The sequence below is a fragment of the Microvirga tunisiensis genome (assembly GCF_009296175.1).
Taxonomy (GTDB): domain Bacteria; phylum Pseudomonadota; class Alphaproteobacteria; order Rhizobiales; family Beijerinckiaceae; genus Microvirga; species Microvirga tunisiensis.
The window spans coordinates 1-17,743 of the sequence record NZ_VOSK01000131.1 but is presented as its reverse complement, the minus strand read 5'-3'; the positions used below and the strand labels follow the sequence as shown (position 1 = coordinate 17,743).

Annotated in this window: 14 protein-coding genes and 2 pseudogenes; 6 read left to right on the top strand and 10 right to left on the bottom strand. The window is 61.2% G+C overall.

The window, feature by feature from the left end:
* Positions 1-128: 128 nt before the first annotated feature.
* The 4 genes and pseudogenes from FS320_RS24485 to FS320_RS24470 all read right to left on the bottom strand — a co-directional run.
* A pseudogene (locus FS320_RS24485) lies at positions 129-1,193 on the bottom strand (tripartite tricarboxylate transporter permease); the annotation flags it as partial.
* Between the two features lie 25 nt (positions 1,194-1,218).
* Positions 1,219-1,698, bottom strand: coding sequence for a tripartite tricarboxylate transporter TctB family protein (locus tag FS320_RS24480; protein ID WP_152714530.1), 480 nt, complete (start codon positions 1,696-1,698; stop codon positions 1,219-1,221).
* 81 nt (positions 1,699-1,779) lie between these two features.
* Entirely contained in the window at positions 1,780-2,628 is an 849-nt protein-coding gene (locus FS320_RS24475; protein ID WP_338105464.1) for a tripartite tricarboxylate transporter substrate binding protein, read from the bottom strand.
* A 204-nt stretch (positions 2,629-2,832) separates the two neighbouring features.
* Entirely contained in the window at positions 2,833-3,852 is a 1,020-nt protein-coding gene (locus FS320_RS24470) for a 4-hydroxythreonine-4-phosphate dehydrogenase PdxA (RefSeq protein ID WP_152714532.1), read from the bottom strand.
* A 217-nt stretch (positions 3,853-4,069) separates the two neighbouring features.
* Here FS320_RS24470 and FS320_RS24465 point away from each other — a divergent pair, with 217 nt between their 5' ends.
* From FS320_RS24465 to FS320_RS24440, 6 genes and pseudogenes are all read left to right on the top strand, one after another.
* Positions 4,070-4,759, top strand: coding sequence for a GntR family transcriptional regulator (locus FS320_RS24465; protein ID WP_152714529.1), 690 nt, complete (start codon positions 4,070-4,072; stop codon positions 4,757-4,759).
* A 55-nt stretch (positions 4,760-4,814) separates the two neighbouring features.
* Entirely contained in the window at positions 4,815-5,534 is a 720-nt protein-coding gene (otnC, locus tag FS320_RS24460) for a 3-oxo-tetronate 4-phosphate decarboxylase (protein WP_152714528.1), read from the top strand.
* 4 nt (positions 5,535-5,538) lie between these two features.
* Positions 5,539-6,348 (top strand): hydroxypyruvate isomerase family protein, encoded by an 810-nt coding sequence (locus FS320_RS24455; RefSeq protein WP_152714527.1) that lies wholly within the window; start codon positions 5,539-5,541, stop codon positions 6,346-6,348.
* A complete protein-coding gene (gene otnK, locus FS320_RS24450; RefSeq protein ID WP_152714526.1) occupies positions 6,345-7,610 on the top strand; it encodes a 3-oxo-tetronate kinase in 1,266 nt (421 codons plus the stop codon). The genes FS320_RS24455 and otnK overlap by 4 nt, the downstream gene beginning before the upstream one ends.
* A 78-nt stretch (positions 7,611-7,688) precedes the next feature.
* Positions 7,689-9,083 (top strand): NAD(P)H-dependent oxidoreductase, encoded by a 1,395-nt coding sequence (locus tag FS320_RS24445; RefSeq protein WP_152714525.1) that lies wholly within the window; start codon positions 7,689-7,691, stop codon positions 9,081-9,083.
* A gap of 25 nt (positions 9,084-9,108) precedes the next feature.
* A pseudogene (locus FS320_RS24440) lies at positions 9,109-10,117 on the top strand (bile acid:sodium symporter family protein).
* Positions 10,118-10,129: 12 nt separating this feature from the next.
* Here FS320_RS24440 and FS320_RS24435 read toward each other — a convergent pair.
* The 6 genes from FS320_RS24435 to FS320_RS24410 form a co-directional block, all read right to left on the bottom strand.
* A complete protein-coding gene (locus tag FS320_RS24435; RefSeq protein WP_152714524.1) occupies positions 10,130-10,993 on the bottom strand; it encodes a PCC domain-containing protein in 864 nt (287 codons plus the stop codon).
* Positions 10,994-11,077: 84 nt separating this feature from the next.
* The gene (locus FS320_RS24430; RefSeq protein WP_152714531.1) at positions 11,078-11,881 is read right to left on the bottom strand and encodes an SDR family NAD(P)-dependent oxidoreductase; all 804 of its coding nucleotides are present in this window, start codon (positions 11,879-11,881) and stop codon (positions 11,078-11,080) included.
* Between the two features lie 7 nt (positions 11,882-11,888).
* The gene (locus tag FS320_RS24425) at positions 11,889-12,695 is read right to left on the bottom strand and encodes an SDR family NAD(P)-dependent oxidoreductase (protein WP_152714523.1); all 807 of its coding nucleotides are present in this window, start codon (positions 12,693-12,695) and stop codon (positions 11,889-11,891) included.
* Between the two features lie 54 nt (positions 12,696-12,749).
* Complete coding sequence (locus FS320_RS24420; protein ID WP_152714522.1) at positions 12,750-14,387, bottom strand: acyl-CoA synthetase; 1,638 nt, start codon at positions 14,385-14,387, stop codon at positions 12,750-12,752.
* A 101-nt stretch (positions 14,388-14,488) separates the two neighbouring features.
* Positions 14,489-16,363, bottom strand: a complete 1,875-nt coding sequence (locus FS320_RS24415) for a TRAP transporter large permease (protein WP_152714521.1) — start codon at positions 16,361-16,363, stop codon at positions 14,489-14,491.
* A 115-nt stretch (positions 16,364-16,478) separates the two neighbouring features.
* The gene (locus FS320_RS24410; RefSeq protein WP_152714520.1) at positions 16,479-17,498 is read right to left on the bottom strand and encodes a TRAP transporter substrate-binding protein; all 1,020 of its coding nucleotides are present in this window, start codon (positions 17,496-17,498) and stop codon (positions 16,479-16,481) included.
* Positions 17,499-17,743 lie beyond the last annotated feature (245 nt).

Genomic DNA, 17,743 nt, shown 5'->3' with positions numbered 1-17,743 from the left:
CGACGACGCCGACCCGTATCGACAATCTCAACTCGATCCATAGCCGCACTGTCCTTTTTGACGTCAATAAGGACAGTCAGTGCCAAATCCGACAATTCCTACAAGGCGGCCCACCTCGGATGCGTACCAAAGTCCGGCCGTTCTATAAACAGCATCGGACCCGGATTGAGGCCCCAGATCATCAGGCCACCCATCATGACGGCTGCAGTCGCGGAACCGGGAACACCGAGAGCGAGCATCGGCAGGATGGCGCTGCTTCCGGCAGCGTGATCTGCCGTTTCCGGAGCAACAACGCCCTCCGGCTCGCCCTGTCCGAAACCTTCCTTGCGGCGGGAGAGGCGCTTGGCCAGACCATAGCTCATGAAGGAGGCTGCTGTCGGCCCACCGGGAGTAATGCCCATCCAGCATCCGATGGCAGCGCTGCGCAGGAGCGTCACCCAGTAGCGTGGCAGGGTCGCGATGGTCTTGAAGACATCGCGCACCTTGACCCGGGCCCGTATACCATCGAAGCGCAGCCCCTCCTCCATGGTGAGCATGAGCTCGCCGATGCCGAACAGGCCGATCACCGCAATGAGGAAGCTGATGCCGGACAGGAGTTCATTGAACCCGTAGGTGAGGCGCAGGCCTCCTGACACCGTGTCCATGCCGACCGCTGCAAAAGCAAATCCGAGACCCATGGAGACGACGGTCTTGAACGGAGATGCGGCGCCAAGTCCGATGAAACTGGCAAAGGCCAGAAAATAGACGGCGAAATATTCCGGCGAACTGAAGCGAAGAGCAAACTTGGCCACCCAGGTCGACAGCACGGTGATCAGGATCACGCCCACCAAAGCGCCGAAGCCGGCCGACAGGAATGCCAGAGTCAGCGCCTGCGTCGCCTGTCCCTGCCTGGCCATGGGATAGCCGTCGAACGTGGTCGCGACGGATGATGGCTCGCCTGGGATGTTGAAGAGGATCGAGGTCGTCGATCCGCCGAAGAGCGCTCCCCAATACATGCTAGTGAGCAGAATGATCGCCGCAACAGGATCCATGGTGAAGGTCAGCGGGAGCAGCAGCGAAACGCCATTGGGCGCTCCGAGGCCCGGCAGAACACCAACGAGAATGCCCAGCAGAACGCCGACCATCATCAACATGACGTGGTAGGTTGTCAGCGCGACGCCAAAACCATGAAGGAGTGATGCGAAATTTTCCACGACCTGTCTCCGTCAGGATAGGAGTCTAATAAAGGCCCAGGGCAGCTTCGAGCGGACCCTTCAGGAGAGGAACCTGGAAGGCGACTTCGAGCACGAAATAGAACATTACGGCCGCGGCAATGCCGGAAGCTGCGGATATGACGAGCCGGTACTTGCCCTGCACGCACATGACGAAAGCGAGATAGAGAGCCGTCGCCACATAGAGACCGAGGAGACGCGCCACTACCACGAAGGCGAGCATCGGCAAGAAGAACGATGCCACACGCTTGGCCTCTTCCTTATGAAGAAAGACCGACTGCAAGCGGCCTCGGCCGACCGTCGCCTGGATCAGGGTGCCAACGCTGGCGGCAACAACCAAGAGGCCGATGTAAAATGGAAATGCCCCGGGCTCCGGCCCTGCATCTCCCCAGCCGATCCCGAATTCCAGAGCACCAACCACGGCAGCGAGCCCCAGTCCCGCCGTCAAAGTCGCAGTTCCGATCTCAGCCGTATAACGAGAAATCATGGCGTCCGTCCCGGTCCGATGAATGCCGCATAGAATAAGGGCTGGCGGAGTCATCCCCCGCCAGCCGCGAGATTGTCGCAGTTAGCGAACGACCCAACCTTCCTGTTCGAAGACCTTGCGGTTCTTGGCATCATCTGATGCGATGAAGGTCTTCAGATCCTGGCCTGCCAGGAAACGGTCGGTCTGGGACGTACGCTCGATATATTCCTTCCACTCGGGCGTCTCGCTCACCTTCTTGAGGACATCGGCGTAGAACGCGACCGACTCGGCCGGAACGCCGCCCGGCAGCCATACGGTGCGCGGCATCTGGAATTGATCGATCGGGATCCCTGCTTCCTTGCAGGTCGGGATATCCGACCAGCCCATGCTGGCCGTCACCTTGGCGCCGCTCTGCAGGCGCGTCGGGCTGAACACGCAGAGTGGGGTGATCGCTCCGGCCTTCCACTGACCTGCGTTCTCATTCGGGTTGTTGGTGTTCGAGTCGATGTGACCGCCGGCAAGCTGCACACCGGCTGCACCACCGCCCTGGAAGGGAACGTAAATGAACTTGGAGCCCGTCGCGTCCTGGATCAGGCTCGTCAATGTCTGGTCCGTATCCTTGGACTGGCTGCCGCCCATCTTGAAGGTGTCGGGCTTCGCCTTGACCGCTTCGATATAGCTCTTGGCGTCCTTGTAGGGAGCGTCCGCCTTCACCCACAGCAGGAACTCGTCGAGAGCCATGGCCGCCACAGGGGTCAGCTCATCGGGCTTGTAGGCGAGCTTCGCCACATAAGGCAGGAGATAGGCGTTGTTCGTGCCGAAGGTGAGCTTGTGGCTGTCGCCCGTCGCAATCTTCGTATAGATGAAGCCTTCCGCACCGCTTCCGCCGCCTTTGTTGGTGACGACGATCGACTGTTCCATCAGCTTGTGCTTGGCGATGATCGACTGCACGACGCGGGCGAAGTTGTCCGTGCCGCCGCCCGGGGCCGAGGTGACAACGAACTCGACCGGTTTCGTCGGCTTCCAATCCGCCTAAACTGCGCCGCCGAATGTCACCGCGACGGCGGTGGCGACCAACCATGAAGTCTTTTTAAGCATCGTACTTCCTCCCTATGATGTTTCCAACCGATGGCGTCGGTTCTCGGAACTGGCTGTTTAGGAATTGACGGCTGACAATCTGGGCTGCTCGGCCTCAGATCGGCGGGCGCGCACCTCGGCGCCCATGCGGATGGCGAGCGAGAGCGCCTCGCGGCTGGCGCCGAGATTGGCAATGCCGCGACCGGCGATCTCATATGCCGTGCCGTGGGCGGGCGTGCAGATCGGGAATTCGAAGCCCCCGATCAGCGTGACGCCGCGATCGAAGCCCATCAGCTTCATCGCGATCTGGCCCTGATCGTGGTACATGGTGAGAACGGCGTCGAAATCGCCATTCTTGGCGCGCAGGAAGACGGTATCGGACGGGAACGGCCCTTCGACCGTGAAGCCCTGGGCCTGTCCCTGACGGACGGCCGGTTCGATGATGTCGATTTCCTCGGTGCCGAAATTGCCGCCGTCGCCCGCATGTGGGTTAAGGCCAGCAACCGCAATGCGCGGCGGATTGAAGCCTGCGCCGCGCATGCACTGGTCAGCCAGCGTGAGAGACCGCAGGATCGATTTCTCGGAGATGGCAGACGCTACCTGCGACAGCGGGATATGCGATGTGACGCGGGCATTCCAGGTCTTGCCGAGAACGTTGAATTCGCTCGCAGCCACCGATGTCTTGAGAACGTCCCGCACGAACCGGATCTCGTCGTCATAGCCTTCGTAGGCGAGACGCATGGCCTTTTTATTGAAGGGCGTGAAGAACACCGCATCCGCGCGGCCCGACTGGGCCAGCAGCAGCGCGCGCCGGAAATTCTCGGTCGCGAATACGCCACCTTCAAGCGTCGCCGTAGCGGACACCACTTGGCTGGGATCAAGATTCTTCAGATCGACGAAAACGGGACGGGTCGAGCGATCCGGGATCGCCTGCTCCGACGCCACAACGTCGATGTCGACCTCAACACCCGCAACCTTGGCGCCCTGCTCCAAAATCCGAAGGTCGCCGAAGATCACCAAATCCGCGCCGGAGCGGAATTCGTCGGATGCAACGAGCTTGGCAGCAAGCTCTGGGCTGATGCCCGCCGGATCGCCCATGGCGAACGCGACGGTCGGCTTTGCTGACGGGATCGATGACGTTTGAGCGTTCACGGCAACCTCTTCTCGGGATGACGCAAGGACATTAACCGCTAAAAATTTCGTACACAAGTATGCTGCATACAGAATTTTGTTTTGCGAGGATTCAGGAAAAAGTTGTAAAGAGGGGTCGACGCCGTCAGGATTTGTGGAAAGACGGCAAGGAATGGAACGAGCCATGGCGTCTGAGGCAGCTGCCCTGCTGATCGAAGAGTTCGATTCGCGCGGCCCAATCGCCCGCCCCACCCTTCACGATGCCATCGTGGCGCGAGTGCGCGACATGATCATCGAGGGTGAGCTGGTCCCGGGGACGCGGCTTCATGAAGGAAATCTCGGCAAAATGCTGGGCGTTTCCCGGACTCCCCTGCGGGAAGCCCTCAAGTTTCTGGTCAGCGAGGGATTGCTGGAACTGTCACCCGGCAGAGGCGCTGTTGTGCGTCAGTTCACCGCAAAGGACGTCCATGACAGCTTGATTGTGATTGGCAATCTCGAGGGCCTCGCCGGACGCCTCGCCTGCGAGCACGCGACGGATGCCGAAATCCGGGAGGTCCGGCAGCTGCATGACCGCATGATGGACATGTATGAGAAGCGTGACCGCCTGCCCTATTTCAAGCTGAATCAGAGCATTCACTCGGCCATTCTCCGTCTCTCCAAGAACGACGCCTTGGTCTCGGTTCACAGCGTGCTGCAGGCCCGGCTGAAGCGCATTCGATATATCGGCAACGAGGGGCCGGAGAAATGGGCCGGTGCCGTGGCCGACCATGAAGAAATGATCGATGCTCTAGAAGCGCGGGACGCCGATCGCCTGTCGAAGGTCCTGACGGTTCATATGGAAAAAACCTGGGAGCGCGTCAGGAACGCGATCTGAAAGCTGCTGCCACTCAGTTTCTTTTTCCAACACCAAAGATTCCAAAGGCCTCGACATGAGCCATGAGAGCCAGCTTCGCGAGACGATCTGCCTTTTCGGGCGCTCTCTGTTCGAACGTGGTCTGACGGCAGGATCGTCCGGCAATATTTCGGTACGCTTGAGCGATGGAGGCTGGCTGACGACACCGACGAACAGCTCCCTGGGCTTTCTCGACCCTGCCCGCTTGAGCAAGCTCGACGGCGACGGCCGTCTTCTCTCGGGCGATGCACCGACGAAGGAACTGCCTCTCCACACAGCTCTTTATGCAACCCGCAAGGATGCAGGCGCGATCGTCCATCTGCACTCCACCCATTCCGTCGCGGTTTCGATGCTGCCGGATGTCGACCCGGCCAATGCACTGCCGCCGATGACGGCCTATTACGTCATGCGTGTCGGCCGGACGGCCCTCGTTCCTTACTATCGGCCGGGAGATGCAGCCGTCGCGGATGCGATCCGGGGTCTCGCGGGGCGCTACAGTGCCGTACTTCTTGCCAATCACGGCCCCGTGGTGGCTGGTAAGGATCTGGAAGCTGCTGTCTATTCCACTGAGGAATTGGAAGAGACGGCGAAGCTGCGCCTTCTCCTCCACGGGCTTAATCCACGCCTGCTGACCCGTGCGCAGGTTCGGGATCTGGTGACCCATTTCAAGCTGGACGAGGCGATTGCCGACGAATCTCCGGACGGCTCTCAGGAATGCTGTTCCAATCCTCATCACCATTCCCACAAGTGCGGATGAACCAATGCCCCGTTTCTCGGCCAACCTAGGCTTTCTTTTCACTGACGTTCCTGAAATCGAACGGATTGCGGCCGCAGCCGCAGCAGGCTTCAAAGCCGTCGAGATGCACTGGCCCTATCAGGTGCCTGCTGCCGAAATGCGCAGCGCCTTGAGCCGCAGCCAGGTCACCATGCTCGGATTGAACACACCGGTCGGTAACGCCGCCGCGGGCGATTTCGGGCTCGGCGCGCTTTCGGGCCGCGAGGCCGAGTTTCAACAGGCACTCGATCAGGCCGTGTCCTACGGACATGCTATTGGCGCGACAGCCGTTCACTGCATGTCCGGGCTGGTCACTCCGGATGCTGCTTCAGCCGCTGAGCGTACACTCGTGACGAACCTGACGCTTGCCGCCGACAAGGCCTCCCAGGCTGACATGACGGTCCTGATCGAACCGATCAACCATCGGGACAAGCCGGGATACTTCCTTCACACCATCGAGCAGGCCGCGTCGATCATCGATCAGGTCGGCCGCCGGAACGTGAAGATCATGTTCGACTGCTATCACACCCAGATCATGCAGGGAGATCTGACACGGCGGCTCAAGGACCATCTCGATCTCATCGGCCACGTGCAGATCGCTGCGGTTCCGAGCCGTGCCGAGCCGGATGAGGGCGAAATCGACTACCGCGACATTTGCCGATCGCTCGACCGTCTGGGATACAGCGGCTGGATCGGAGCCGAATACAAGCCGCGCGGCCGGACGGAAGACGGCCTCGGCTGGCTTTCAACCTGGACCCAGGATCGATCCTCCAACGGCCGTGAAGCTGTGACATGAAGCTCGGATGCGTCGCCGATGATCTGACCGGAGCAACCGACCTCGCTCTCATGCTGGCCCGCGAAGGGCTCCGGACGATCCAGACAATCGGCGTGCCGCGGGCGGGTCTCGACCTGTCGGGTGCGGACGCCGTCGTCGTCGCCCTGAAATCCCGGATGGTTCCGGCTCCCGAGGCTGTCGCTCAATCCTTGACCGCGGCGGAGGCTCTCAAAAAGGCCGGCGCGCAACACCTGTTCTTCAAGTACTGCTCGACGTTCGACTCCACCGACGAGGGTAATATCGGGCCCGTTTCGGAAGCCCTTCTCGCCTTCACCGGCGCCGACTTCACCCTCGCCTGCTCGGCCTTTCCAGCCAATGGACGTACGGTCTACAAGGGCCACCTCTTCGTGAACGGGGTGCCACTGCACGAAAGCAGCATGAAGGACCATCCGCTGACGCCCATGCGCGATTCGAATCTCGTGCGGGTTCTGCAGCGACAGACGAAGCGCTCGGTCGGCCTCGTTTCCTATGAAGACGTGGAAGCAGGACCGGACGCCATTCGCTCAGCCTTCGAGCGCGAAAAGGCTGCGGGACATCAAATCGTCATCGTGGACGCGCTGAACGACGCGCACCTTCGGGCCATCGGCCTCGCAGCCGCCGACTTTCCTCTCATGACCGGCGGATCTGGTGTCGCCATGGGCCTGCCTGCCGCTTATCGGCAGAGTGAGCGCTCAACCGCGCCCTCCCCGTCAAAAGGCTTCGATGCCCCTGCCGGCCGCAGCATCATCCTGGCTGGATCGTGTTCCAGCGCCACGAGGGAGCAGGTCAAGACCGCCCTTGAAGCCGGCGTTCCCGCTCTCCGGCTCGACGCCATGGAGCTCGCCTCGGGAGCCATGTCCGCGAAGACGGCTCTCGAATGGCTGAAAACACAGCCTGCCAACGGACCGGCCCTGATCTATTCCACAGCGACCCCCGACGAAGTTCAGGCGGTCCAAAGCAAGCTCGGACGCATGAATGCGGGGGAGATCGTCGAGAGCACCCTTGCGGGAATTGCGAAAGCGCTTCCGGCCCTCGGCTTCACGCGCCTCATCGTTGCCGGCGGCGAGACGTCCGGGGCCGTCGTGAATGCCCTCGATGTCGATGCGCTCGCGATCGGGCCCGAGATCGATCCGGGCGTGCCCTGGACCCGCTCGCTGGCCGGGATCGACCTCGCGCTTGCGCTCAAGTCAGGCAATTTCGGAACTCCGGACTTCTTCCTGAAGGCCTGGAACCTGCTTCGATAGAGCTGCGGCTAAATAGTCGGCAAATTCAGCGGCACAACAACCCGGTAACGACCGCCTGCCGGAACGGAGATACGTGCGATGAACTATCATGATTACTACGCGAAGGCGGATCGCCCCGTAGAGACCTGCGTCGTCGGCACCGGCGGCTTCGGCCAGAGCTTTCTCGCCCAGGCTCAACGCGTGCCCCTGATGAATGCGCGCATCGCCGTCGATCTCAGCGCCGAGAGTGCAGCATCGGGATTGAAGGCTGCTGGCGTCGATCCGCGCAAGATCCAGATTTGCGAGTCCGCTCACGATGCGAAGGTCGCGTGGGAGCGCGGAGACTACATCGCGACCAAAGATCTCGCGCTCGTGTGCGATCTTCCCTTCGATGTGATCGTCGAGGCGACCGGTCAGCCGAAGGCGGCAGCCCGTCATGCCCTGCTCGCGGTCGAGGCCGAAAAGCACCTTGCGCTCGTCACGAAGGAGCTCGACAGCGTCGTCGGCCCGGGCCTCAAAGCTCTTGCCGCCGAACGTGGCCGCATTGTCACGACAGTCGATGGCGATCAACCGAGCCTGCTCATTGGCCTTGCCACCTGGGCCGAAGTCATGGGCTTTCATGTGATTGCCGCTGGCAAGTCCAGTGAGTACGATTTCGTTTTCGATCCCTCCTCCGGCCGTCTCACCAGTAACGAGCGCTCCGCCGAGAATGTGGATCTGGAAGGTCATTGGGCTCTCGGCGAACGGGGCATCGGCGAGATCCTGGCCGCCAGAAGCAATGCCATTGCCGGCTTCCCACAGCGAGCCGTGCCGGATCTGTGCGAGCTCATGGTCGTTGCGAACGCAACGGGTCTGCAACCCGACCAATTCGATCTTCATGCGCCGCTTGCGCGCATCAATGAGGTTCCGACCATCTTCTCGCAACATGACGATGGCGGCATTCTCTCGGGCGCCAGGCGTCTTGATGTGTTCCACTGCCTGCGCAAGCCCGACGAGATCAGCTTCGCGGGCGGGGTCTTCGTCGTCATTCGCTGCGACGATGCGAAGAGTTGGGACATGCTGGCCCAGAAAGGACATATCGTCAGCCGGACAGGCGCAAACGCCATGGTGTTCCTGCCGCGGCACCTGCTGGGGCTTGAGGCCGCCACCAGCATCCTCGACGCCGCAATCCATCAGACATCCGGCTACGGCGCCGACTACCGGCCGCGTTACGACCTGATCGCCGTGGCAACCGAGGACCTGCCGGCTGGCACGGTTCTCTCCATGGGAGGACACCACCATACGATCTCGGGCGTGACGGCCGAGTTCCGGCCCGCCGGACCTCTCACGGCGACAGCCCCTGCCCCGTTCTACCTTGCGGCGGATTGCCGATTGACGACTACGATCCCGAAGGGGCAGGAAATCCGAATGAGAGACCTGGAACCGCAGGAGGCATCGGCGCTGATGCGGCTGCGGCGGGAGCAGGATGCACGCTTCTTCGGACCCCGGTCTTAAGAGCCTCACCCGGAGCGCATAATCGATGGCCTTCCTCTCCCTCCTGCGGCCTGACCGCTTCACCATTGCCCTTGTGGCGACAGCCATTCTGGCGACGGTTTTGCCTGCGACAGGTGCGGCGGCCCCCATTCTGAAAATGGTCATCGTCGGCTCGATCGCGCTCCTGTTCTTTCTCCAAGGAGCCCGTCTTCCCCGGCAGGCGATCATTCAAGGGGCCATTCATTGGCGCCTTCACCTGATGGTGTTCGCCGCGACCTTCATCCTGTTCCCGGTTCTCGGGCTGCTCACGAAGACCTATCTGCAATCGTACCTCGCTCCGGGCATCGCCTTAGGCATTCTACCTCTGCCTCCTTCCGTCCACGATCCAGTCGTCGATCACCTTCACGTCGATCGCGGGCGGAAATGTCGCCGCTGCCGTGTGCAGCGCCTCGGCCTCGAATGTCCTGGGAGTCTTTCTCACTCCTCTTCTCATGGGTTTCTTCGCGCAGACCCAGGGAGGTGTCTCGTTCGGGGCCATCGGCGAAATCGTGCTGCAGATCCTCGTTCCGTTCGTGCTCGGCCATCTCATGCGCCCCTGGATAGGACAATGGGTCGAGAAACGCCGGACATTCACCGGCATCGTAGATCGTGGTGCGATCCTCCTGATCGTCTATTATGCCTTTGGAGAAGCCGCCATCAACAACCTGTGGCACCAATTGGAGCCGAGAGACATGTTCCTCCTCGTTCTCCTCAGCTGTGCCTTGCTTGCCGCCGTTTTGGTGATCACCACGACGGCAAGCCGCCTGTTCGGCTTCTCGCGCCGGGATGAGGTCGCCATCGTATTCTGCGGCTCCAAGAAAAGCCTTGGCAGCGGCGTCCCGATCGCCAGCATTCTCTTTCCAGCCAGCATGATCGGCGCGATCATCCTGCCGCTGATGCTGTTCCACCAGATTCAGCTGCTGGTGTGCGCGGTCCTGGCCAGAGCCTATGCGGAGCGGAATGTTCGAGAGCCGTCAGTTGCGGAATCCGCCGGCTCGTCGACCGGCCGAACATGAAACCGGACAAGGTCAATCCGTCCTCGGTTCGATGACCAGTTCAAAGGTGACGCAGACCGGGTTATCGCCGCGCACGATCTCGCCGGCGAAGATCCTTCCCTCGATATCGACGACGTCGATATCGAGGCTTGCCCGCGGCAGGCCGTCGACGCTCACCACCCTGCCCTTACGGATGAGAACCTCCGTCGCATGGGAGTCGACATGGGTTCCATCCGTGAACCGAACTTCGTTCAAGCTGCCGATGCCATAGACGTTGGCCGCTTTGATCCCATGCCGTGAGCAGATGGCCTCGATGGCGAGGGTGATATCCTCGTTGGGCCTGACCTTCGCCAGCAGCACACCGGAGTGGGAAGCCTGTGCCATATCTTCGGAAACAAGCATCGGCTCGAACAACGTAAAATTCGTCTCAGCGTCCGGCAGAGCCTTGAAGGCTGCGGTTCGGGATCCGATCCCGGTGACGACGATCGGCTCCGCTACGATTGTCACCGGTCCGAGCATATGGCCCATCTGCCGGCCGTCGCGTGAGTTCCAGATCCCGTGGCAGTGGATGAAAAGCTTGCCATCGCGCCAGCCGACGATGGCACAGGCGCGCTCGATCGTCACCCAACCCTCAGGCTCGAACGTTTCGCTGTACCAGGCCGCATGAAGAGCGTCCGGAGAGGCGGCCGGCATGACGAACTGGAACGGGTCGCATCGTCCGCCGTCGAATTCCACGAACCCACCGGTGCACCCGGAATTCGCGAATCCCTTGGCGATCGCTGCATCGACGGCCTGCCCTGGCTTAAGCGTGAATTGCAGTGGCACGGCAGACCCGGCAACGGCGGCCGAACGCTCGGGAGATGCAGGGCCAGGGTGGCGAATTGTTCTCAATGTCATGTGTCGCTCCCTGGCAAATCGCCTGAATGTAAAGAAGGCTTCATTCAGCCTCACACTCCCCGCCCGCAATCTCTAGCCCGATCGTCAACGAAACTCCGACACGGCACAGCTCTGACCGCCATCCACCGGCAGGCAGACACCCGTAATGAATTTGGCCTCGTCCGATGCCAGGAAGACGGCAGCATTCGCAATGTCCCAGGCCGTTCCCATTTTTCCAAGTGGGACAGCCGCATTGCGTGCGCTCACCATCTCGTCGATGGACGCATATTGCCCGGAGATCTGCTTGTAGATCAGCGGAGTATCGATAAGTCCGGGCATGATGCAGTTGGCCCTGATTCCCTGTCGGGCATATTGCATGGCAAGAGCGACGGTCGCCTGGTTCACCGCCGCCTTGGTCGCGGAATAAGCGAAGTAGGGATAGCCGGTCCAACGGATCGCAGCGAGCGAGGATATGTTGACGATCACACCTCCGCCCTGGCGCAACATGTGCGGAATGACGGCCTTGGACGTGCGGTAGATCGGCCCGATATTGAGATCCAGGGCGGCGGTGAACTGCTCCTCGCTCAACTCGACGGGACCGCCCATATGGGTCACTCCGACGTTGTTGTGCAGAATGTCGAGCCTGCCGAATTTCGCGGCCGCCATTTCGACCGCGCGGCTGATCGAGCTCATGTCGGTGACATCGGCGGAGATGGCCAGGGCGCTCCCTCCCTCCTTGTCGATGATCGAGGCCGTTTCCTCTGCTGCGGCCTCGACGCGATCGACGCAGGCGACGCTCGCACCCTCCCGCGCATAGGCAACGGCCGCGGCCTTCCCGTTGCCCCAGCCCGGCCCCGACGATCCGGCCCCGAACACGATGGCGATCTTGCCTCTCAAACGCTCGCCCATCTTGGCCTCACCGATGTCCAGCACCAGGGGCTTCGGAGACAGGCATGTCCGGGGCAGGATCGAGAATGCCCGCGATGGAAAAGCCGCCATCGACACAGATCGTCTGTCCGGTGATGTAGCTGGACTTGCGCTGATCGAGCAGGAAGATCGCTGCTCCGGCAATCTCATCCGGCGTGCCGTAGCGGCGCTGCGGCACGGTCGTCATCCAGGCAGCGCGCACTTCAGGAGTGTGAACCTCCTGCACGAGCGGCGTCTCGATCGGACCGGGAGCAATGGCGTTCACGCGGATCCCGAGGGAAGCCAGTTCGACGGCCATGACCTTCGTCATCGTGATGACTCCGCCTTTCGAGGCACCATAAGCCACGCGCCCCCTGTTGCCGATCACGCCGGACACGGACGCGATGTTGACGATGGAGCCGCTTCCCCGCACTTGCATCAGTTTGGCCGCTTCGCGGGACACGATGAAACTCCCGATCAGATTGACCTCCAGCATCCTCCGGAAGAGGTCGACGCTTGTGTCGAGGGCCGGCACATCGCGGCCGATGCCGGCTGAATTGACCACCCCCGTGATGGGCCCGAACTCCGCTTCGCACGCCGCGACGGTGCGGACGACTTCATCTTCGTCTGCGACATTCATCCGCTCGAACCGAACCCGGTTGTTGGACGGAGACAGGACATCCCTGCATCGGTCGAGGTTCCTCTGTTCGAGATCCGCAACAACGGCGCGCCAACCTTCGGCAAGAATTGCTTCGACGACCGCAAGCCCGATGCCGGAAGCCCCTCCGGTCACGATTACCGTCTGCTGCTGTGCCATGTTTCTCTCCTCAGAACTGACACGCGGGTCCCGTGGCGAAGCCGAATCTTCACATCAGGTCGTACTCGGTGCCGGCTGGGCCAACGGCAGACAACCGCGAGATTCCAGCTCCGCCCGGATGTCCTTCTTCGTGATCTTGCCATAAGCGGATCTGGGCAGCGCCTCCCAGAAGAACACCCGCTTCGGGATTTTGTAGCGGGCGACCTTGCCCTCCATCCAAGCCAGGAGCTCGCTCTCGCCGACTTCCGCCTGCGGTCGTCGCACGCAGACGGCCACTCCCACTTCTCCCCAGGTTCTGTCGGGTACTCCCAGGATGGCGACTTCGGCAACGGCAGGGTGCGTCAGGATCTTCTCTTCGATCTCTCGCGGATAGACGTTCGAGCCGCCCGAGATGTACATGTCGGAGGCGCGGCCGGTGATGTAGAGATAGCCTTCCTCGTCCACATGCCCCAAATCGCCCGTCCGGAACCACCCGTCCCGGAAGGCCTTCGCATTGGCGTCGGGATTATTGTAGTACCCCGCGAATACAGCCGGTCCGCAGACGCAGATTTCCCCTGTCTCGCCGGCTGCCACCTCGCGCCCCTGCTCGTCCTGGATCGAGACCTGCATGCCGGTCCGCTCATAACCGCAGGTTCCGATCTTCACATCAGGGCCGTCGTCGGATTCGTGGAGCGCCGGCGGAAGCACCGTGATGTTCCCGGTCACCTCGCCAAGGCCGAAATACTGGACAAGCACCTTTCCGAGCTTCCTGAGCGCATGCTTCTGGTCCTCCCGGTACATGGGAGCGCCGGCATAGATCACATAGCGAAGCGATGAGTGATCGTGTCTGTCGACCGATGGATGCTCAGTCAGCAGCTTGACGATGGTGGGAACGGTAAAGAGATTCGTGATCCGCCATTGTTCGACGAGCTTCCATGCCTCGTCGATGTCGAACCGCTCGCTCGAAAGCAGCACGGTCTTGACCCCACGCGCCACCTGCGTGAGCTGATGGACTCCCGCGCCGTGGGACAACGGTGCCACCACGAGGGATGCGTCCTGGTGCGTCGTACCCGGCATCAGGTCGCAGAGGTGGTTCGTCACCACAAAGGCCATCTGGCCATGAGTCAGAACGGCGGCTTTCGGACGTCCGGTCGTGCCGGAGGTGAAGAAGAACCAGCATGGATCATCATGCTCGACCGTTGCCATCGGCACGCTCTCACCCGAATATCGTGCAACGAGAGCATCGTATTCCTCACCGAACTCCGAGAATCCGATTGCGATTACGGACCGGATGCCGGGAGCAGCCTCACGCACTGCTGCGACATGCTCCGGGAAGTCACGATGGCAAATCAAGGCCGAAGCGCCGCTCGACTGGGCGAGATAGGCGACCTCGTCCGGCGTTTGACGAAAGTTTGCCGGCACCCAGATGGCTCCAAGCTGGAAGCATGCGAACATGGACTCGAACATCTGGTTGCAGTTCTTGGACTGCACCAGGACGCGGTCGCCCTTCCCGATCCCCTTTGCGATCAAGGCTGCCGCCATGGCATCGACACGCCGCGCGAGATCGCCCCAGGTCCAAGTCGCGCCCCCCCAGACGAAACCAATCTCGTTTCTATGACGCCGGGCCGCCTGATGCAGTAAATTGGCTAGGTTCATGACCCGTTTTGACACAGGTCCGACGCCTCCCGCAGGGATCCGCGTGGAGGTGGTCATTTGCGGCGCTTCCAAAGACAAGCAATAACTGCGTGTGCCATAAGTGATTTTCCCTGTATCGAACGGCTTGAACGATCATCCTCGCGAGACTGAGGCTGCGATCAGAGAAAAGCCGTCGAGATCCACGGCACTGTGGCGATGATCACGAGGCCGATGATGAGCGCCACAAGGTAAGGCCAAATCGCGCCGATTGCCTCGTCCGGCGAGACATTGCCGATATTGCAGGCAAGGTAGAAGCCGATGCCGATGGGCGGCGTCATCAGGCCGATATTCATCGCCGTTACGATGACCATCGAGTAATGAACATCGTTGATCCCAAGGGTCTTTGCGATAGGGAACATGAGGGGGGCCATCAGGACGATGGCGGGAAGCCCTTCGAGCACGCAGCCCAGGATCATGAAGACAACGATGGTCACGGCCATGAAGCTGATCCAGCCCCCGGGCAGCCCCGTCATGATGGACGCAAGTCCCTGAGCGACACCCGCCTGCGTGATCGCCCACGCCATGGCAAGAGCGGTTCCGAGGATCAGCAGGATCGATCCGGTCAGCGCGGCCGTCTCGACCAGCATGCCGTAGAGCTTGCGCCAGCCGATGCCGCCATAGAGAACGATTCCCACGAACAGGGCATAGATGACGGCAATGGTCGAGACCTCTGTCGCTGTCGCCACGCCACCGGCGACGGTGCTCCGGATGAGGAACGGCAGGACGAGCGCAGGAGCTGCGACGAGCAATGTGCGGCCTATCAGTGAAGCCGGAGCCCGGCGGACACCTTCCATACTCTCGCGACGGGACTTCCAGCGCGCCAGGATCGCAAGGACCGCGAGCAGAACCATGGCGACGACGAAACCGCTGGTAAAGAGGCCTGCAATGGAGACGCCTGCGACGGAACCCAGAACGATCAGCACGATGCTGGGTGGCACCGTGTCGGCCATTGCCGCGCCGGTTGCGAGAAGCGCGATCATCTCCCGTGGGCTGTGACCTCGCCGTTTCATCTCCGGGAAGAGGGCCGGAGCAACGGTCGCCATATCGGAAACCTTCGACCCTGAGATGCCGGACACCACGAAGAGTGAGCCGAGCAGTACGTACGACATGCCCGCGCGCACGTGGCCGAGAAGCGAGGCCAGGAAATCGACGATCGCTTTGCCCATTCCGGTCGCATCGAGAATGCAACCAAGGAGAACGAAGATCGGGACTGACAGAAGGATGATGCCGGACATGCCTTCATCCATCCGTCCGATCATGACGAAGGTTGGGACCTGCGTGGCAAAAGCCAGATAGCTCAAAGTACCGATGCCGAAGCAGAAGGCGATAGGTACCCCGGCGGCAAGGCAGGCTGCTACGAATACGACCAGGAACAGGAGGATCTTAGCGCTGCCCAGCTTCACAAGAGAAGGAGAGAAGAACCAGAGTGCACCGGCGATCGCTATGATCAGGAGAGCCGCAACCGCAAGGTCGCGCCACGATGAGCTTTTCAGCGCATATGCAACCACAATGCCCAGCATCGCGACCATGCCGAAGGGAATGGCCGCGACGCGGAAGGTGTTTGGAATGTTCAGCGCGGGCGACGTGATGTACCACTCCTCCAGCGCATAGTCGAAGGCGGGCACCATCAGGCAGAGCAGGAAGATTGCAATCACCAGGAGAGCGAAGGCCTCCATGAATCCTTGAACCTGTTCCGGCATCCTATGCAGGAACAATGTCAGCCTGAGGTGCTCGTTGCGGTCAAGCGCGATGGCAGATCCCAACATGGCGAGCCACAGGAAGCAGATCGACGCAACCTCATCGATCCACACGACGGGAAGCGAAAAGACATAACGGGAGGTCACGCCCGCCAGCAGAAGCGTCACGATGGCGACCAATAGAGCCGAGGCGACAATCTCGACAGGCTTCAGAAAGCGCGACCCTGCCCGAACCTCGTCGCTTTCGGCGACGATGAGTGGTTCTGATGCAGGAATGGCCTGTGCGGAGGATGTCATGTCCAAAACATTCCCTATGAGTTTTCACCACGCAGCACGGCCGAGTTGGCTATCCGCCACGGAAAGTGCCGGGATCCTTTCCTCCAGGTGGAGAATCCCGGCATCCAAGGGCGGGTTAGGCCAGGGTGCCGACCGCGCGCTCCAGCAGAGCCCACGCCTCGTCGCCATATTTGCCCTTCCACTCCGAGTAGAAGCCGGCTTTGCGCAGCTTATCGCGGAACGGCCCCGGGTCGGGCTGGTTGAACACCATGCCTTTCGCGGCGAGCTCCTGCTGAAGATTGCCATTCAGCTTAGCCACATCCTCGCGCTCTTTCACGCCCGCGGCGTTGACGTGTTTGGCGACGATGGCGCGAACATCCTCAGGCAGCCGCTCCCATGCGCGCCGGTTCGCCAGGAACCAGAACCCGTCCCACATATGGTTCGTCAAGGAGCAGTATTTCTGGACTTCGTTAAGCTTCGCCGTGGAAATGATGGCGAGAGGATTTTCCTGACCGTCCACCACCTTCGTCTGGAGCGCCGTATAGACCTCATTGAAGTTGATCGATGTCGGAGCCGAGTCGAAGGCCTTGTACATGGACGTCCAGAGTGGAGAGACTGGCACCCGGATCTTGAAGCCCTTCAGGTCGTCAGGCGCATTGATCGGCTTCGTCGAGGACGTCGTCTGCCGGAAGCCATTATCCCAGATCTTGTCCATCGCCACGAGGTTCGCCTTAGCGATCTGCTGACGGACATAAGCGCCGAGTTCACCATCCATCGCTTTCCAAACCGTCGCATAGTCCGGAAAGGCAAAGCCGATTCCGTTGATGGATGCGGCCGGTACGAGCGTGGACAGGATCAGGCCCGAAAGCGTGAAGAACTCCACGCCGCCCGAGCGCACTTGGCTAAGCGTATCCGTATCCGATCCCAGCTGGCTGCTCGGGAAGATCTGGAGATCGAACCGACCATTCGTCTCGGCCTTGATCGCGGCGGCCATCTCGCGCGCCCGCGCATTCATCGGGTGTGAGTCAGGCAGGTTGTTCGCATATTTGTAAGTGAACTCAGCCTGCTGGGCCCGCACTATAAATGGCGCTCCGACAACGGCACCGGCAAAAGCGGTCGAACCGACAGTCAGCAGCCGGCGGCGAGACAAGATCATATAACCCTCCTGGTTAGAGACCCTCGGGATCCCCATGCTTCCTCAAAAATCAGGTCCATATGTCGGACCTCTTGTTATTGCTGGCACGCCACATGCCAGGCGTTTTCGTTAGCTCCTAAGCTTGAGTTTAGCCATTTCTGACGGGTGATGTGAGAGCGAGGGGCGGCGAAGCGAACGATGCGGTAGACTGGCAGAGTTTCCGCCAAGAGACGCCGCCATGCTGCACCTGCCCGCCCGCTTCGCCG

Bases quoted from the DNA above. Each gene is read 5' to 3' on its own strand.
- FS320_RS24480 (WP_152714530.1), bottom strand. From the start codon at position 1,698: ATGATTTCTCGTTATACGGCTGAGATCGGAACTGCGACTTTGACGGCG.
- FS320_RS24470 (WP_152714532.1), bottom strand. From the start codon at position 3,852: ATGGGCGATCCGGCGGGCATCAGCCCAGAGCTTGCTGCCAAGCTCGTT.
- FS320_RS24465 (WP_152714529.1), top strand. From the start codon at position 4,070: ATGGCGTCTGAGGCAGCTGCCCTGCTGATCGAAGAGTTCGATTCGCGC.
- otnC (WP_152714528.1), top strand. From the start codon at position 4,815: ATGAGCCATGAGAGCCAGCTTCGCGAGACGATCTGCCTTTTCGGGCGC.
- FS320_RS24455 (WP_152714527.1), top strand. From the start codon at position 5,539: ATGCCCCGTTTCTCGGCCAACCTAGGCTTTCTTTTCACTGACGTTCCT.
- otnK (WP_152714526.1), top strand. From the start codon at position 6,345: ATGAAGCTCGGATGCGTCGCCGATGATCTGACCGGAGCAACCGACCTC.
- FS320_RS24445 (WP_152714525.1), top strand. From the start codon at position 7,689: ATGAACTATCATGATTACTACGCGAAGGCGGATCGCCCCGTAGAGACC.
- FS320_RS24435 (WP_152714524.1), bottom strand. From the start codon at position 10,993: ATGACATTGAGAACAATTCGCCACCCTGGCCCTGCATCTCCCGAGCGT.
- FS320_RS24430 (WP_152714531.1), bottom strand. From the start codon at position 11,881: ATGGGCGAGCGTTTGAGAGGCAAGATCGCCATCGTGTTCGGGGCCGGA.
- FS320_RS24425 (WP_152714523.1), bottom strand. From the start codon at position 12,695: ATGGCACAGCAGCAGACGGTAATCGTGACCGGAGGGGCTTCCGGCATC.
- FS320_RS24420 (WP_152714522.1), bottom strand. From the start codon at position 14,387: ATGACCACCTCCACGCGGATCCCTGCGGGAGGCGTCGGACCTGTGTCA.
- FS320_RS24415 (WP_152714521.1), bottom strand. From the start codon at position 16,363: ATGACATCCTCCGCACAGGCCATTCCTGCATCAGAACCACTCATCGTC.
- FS320_RS24410 (WP_152714520.1), bottom strand. From the start codon at position 17,498: ATGATCTTGTCTCGCCGCCGGCTGCTGACTGTCGGTTCGACCGCTTTT.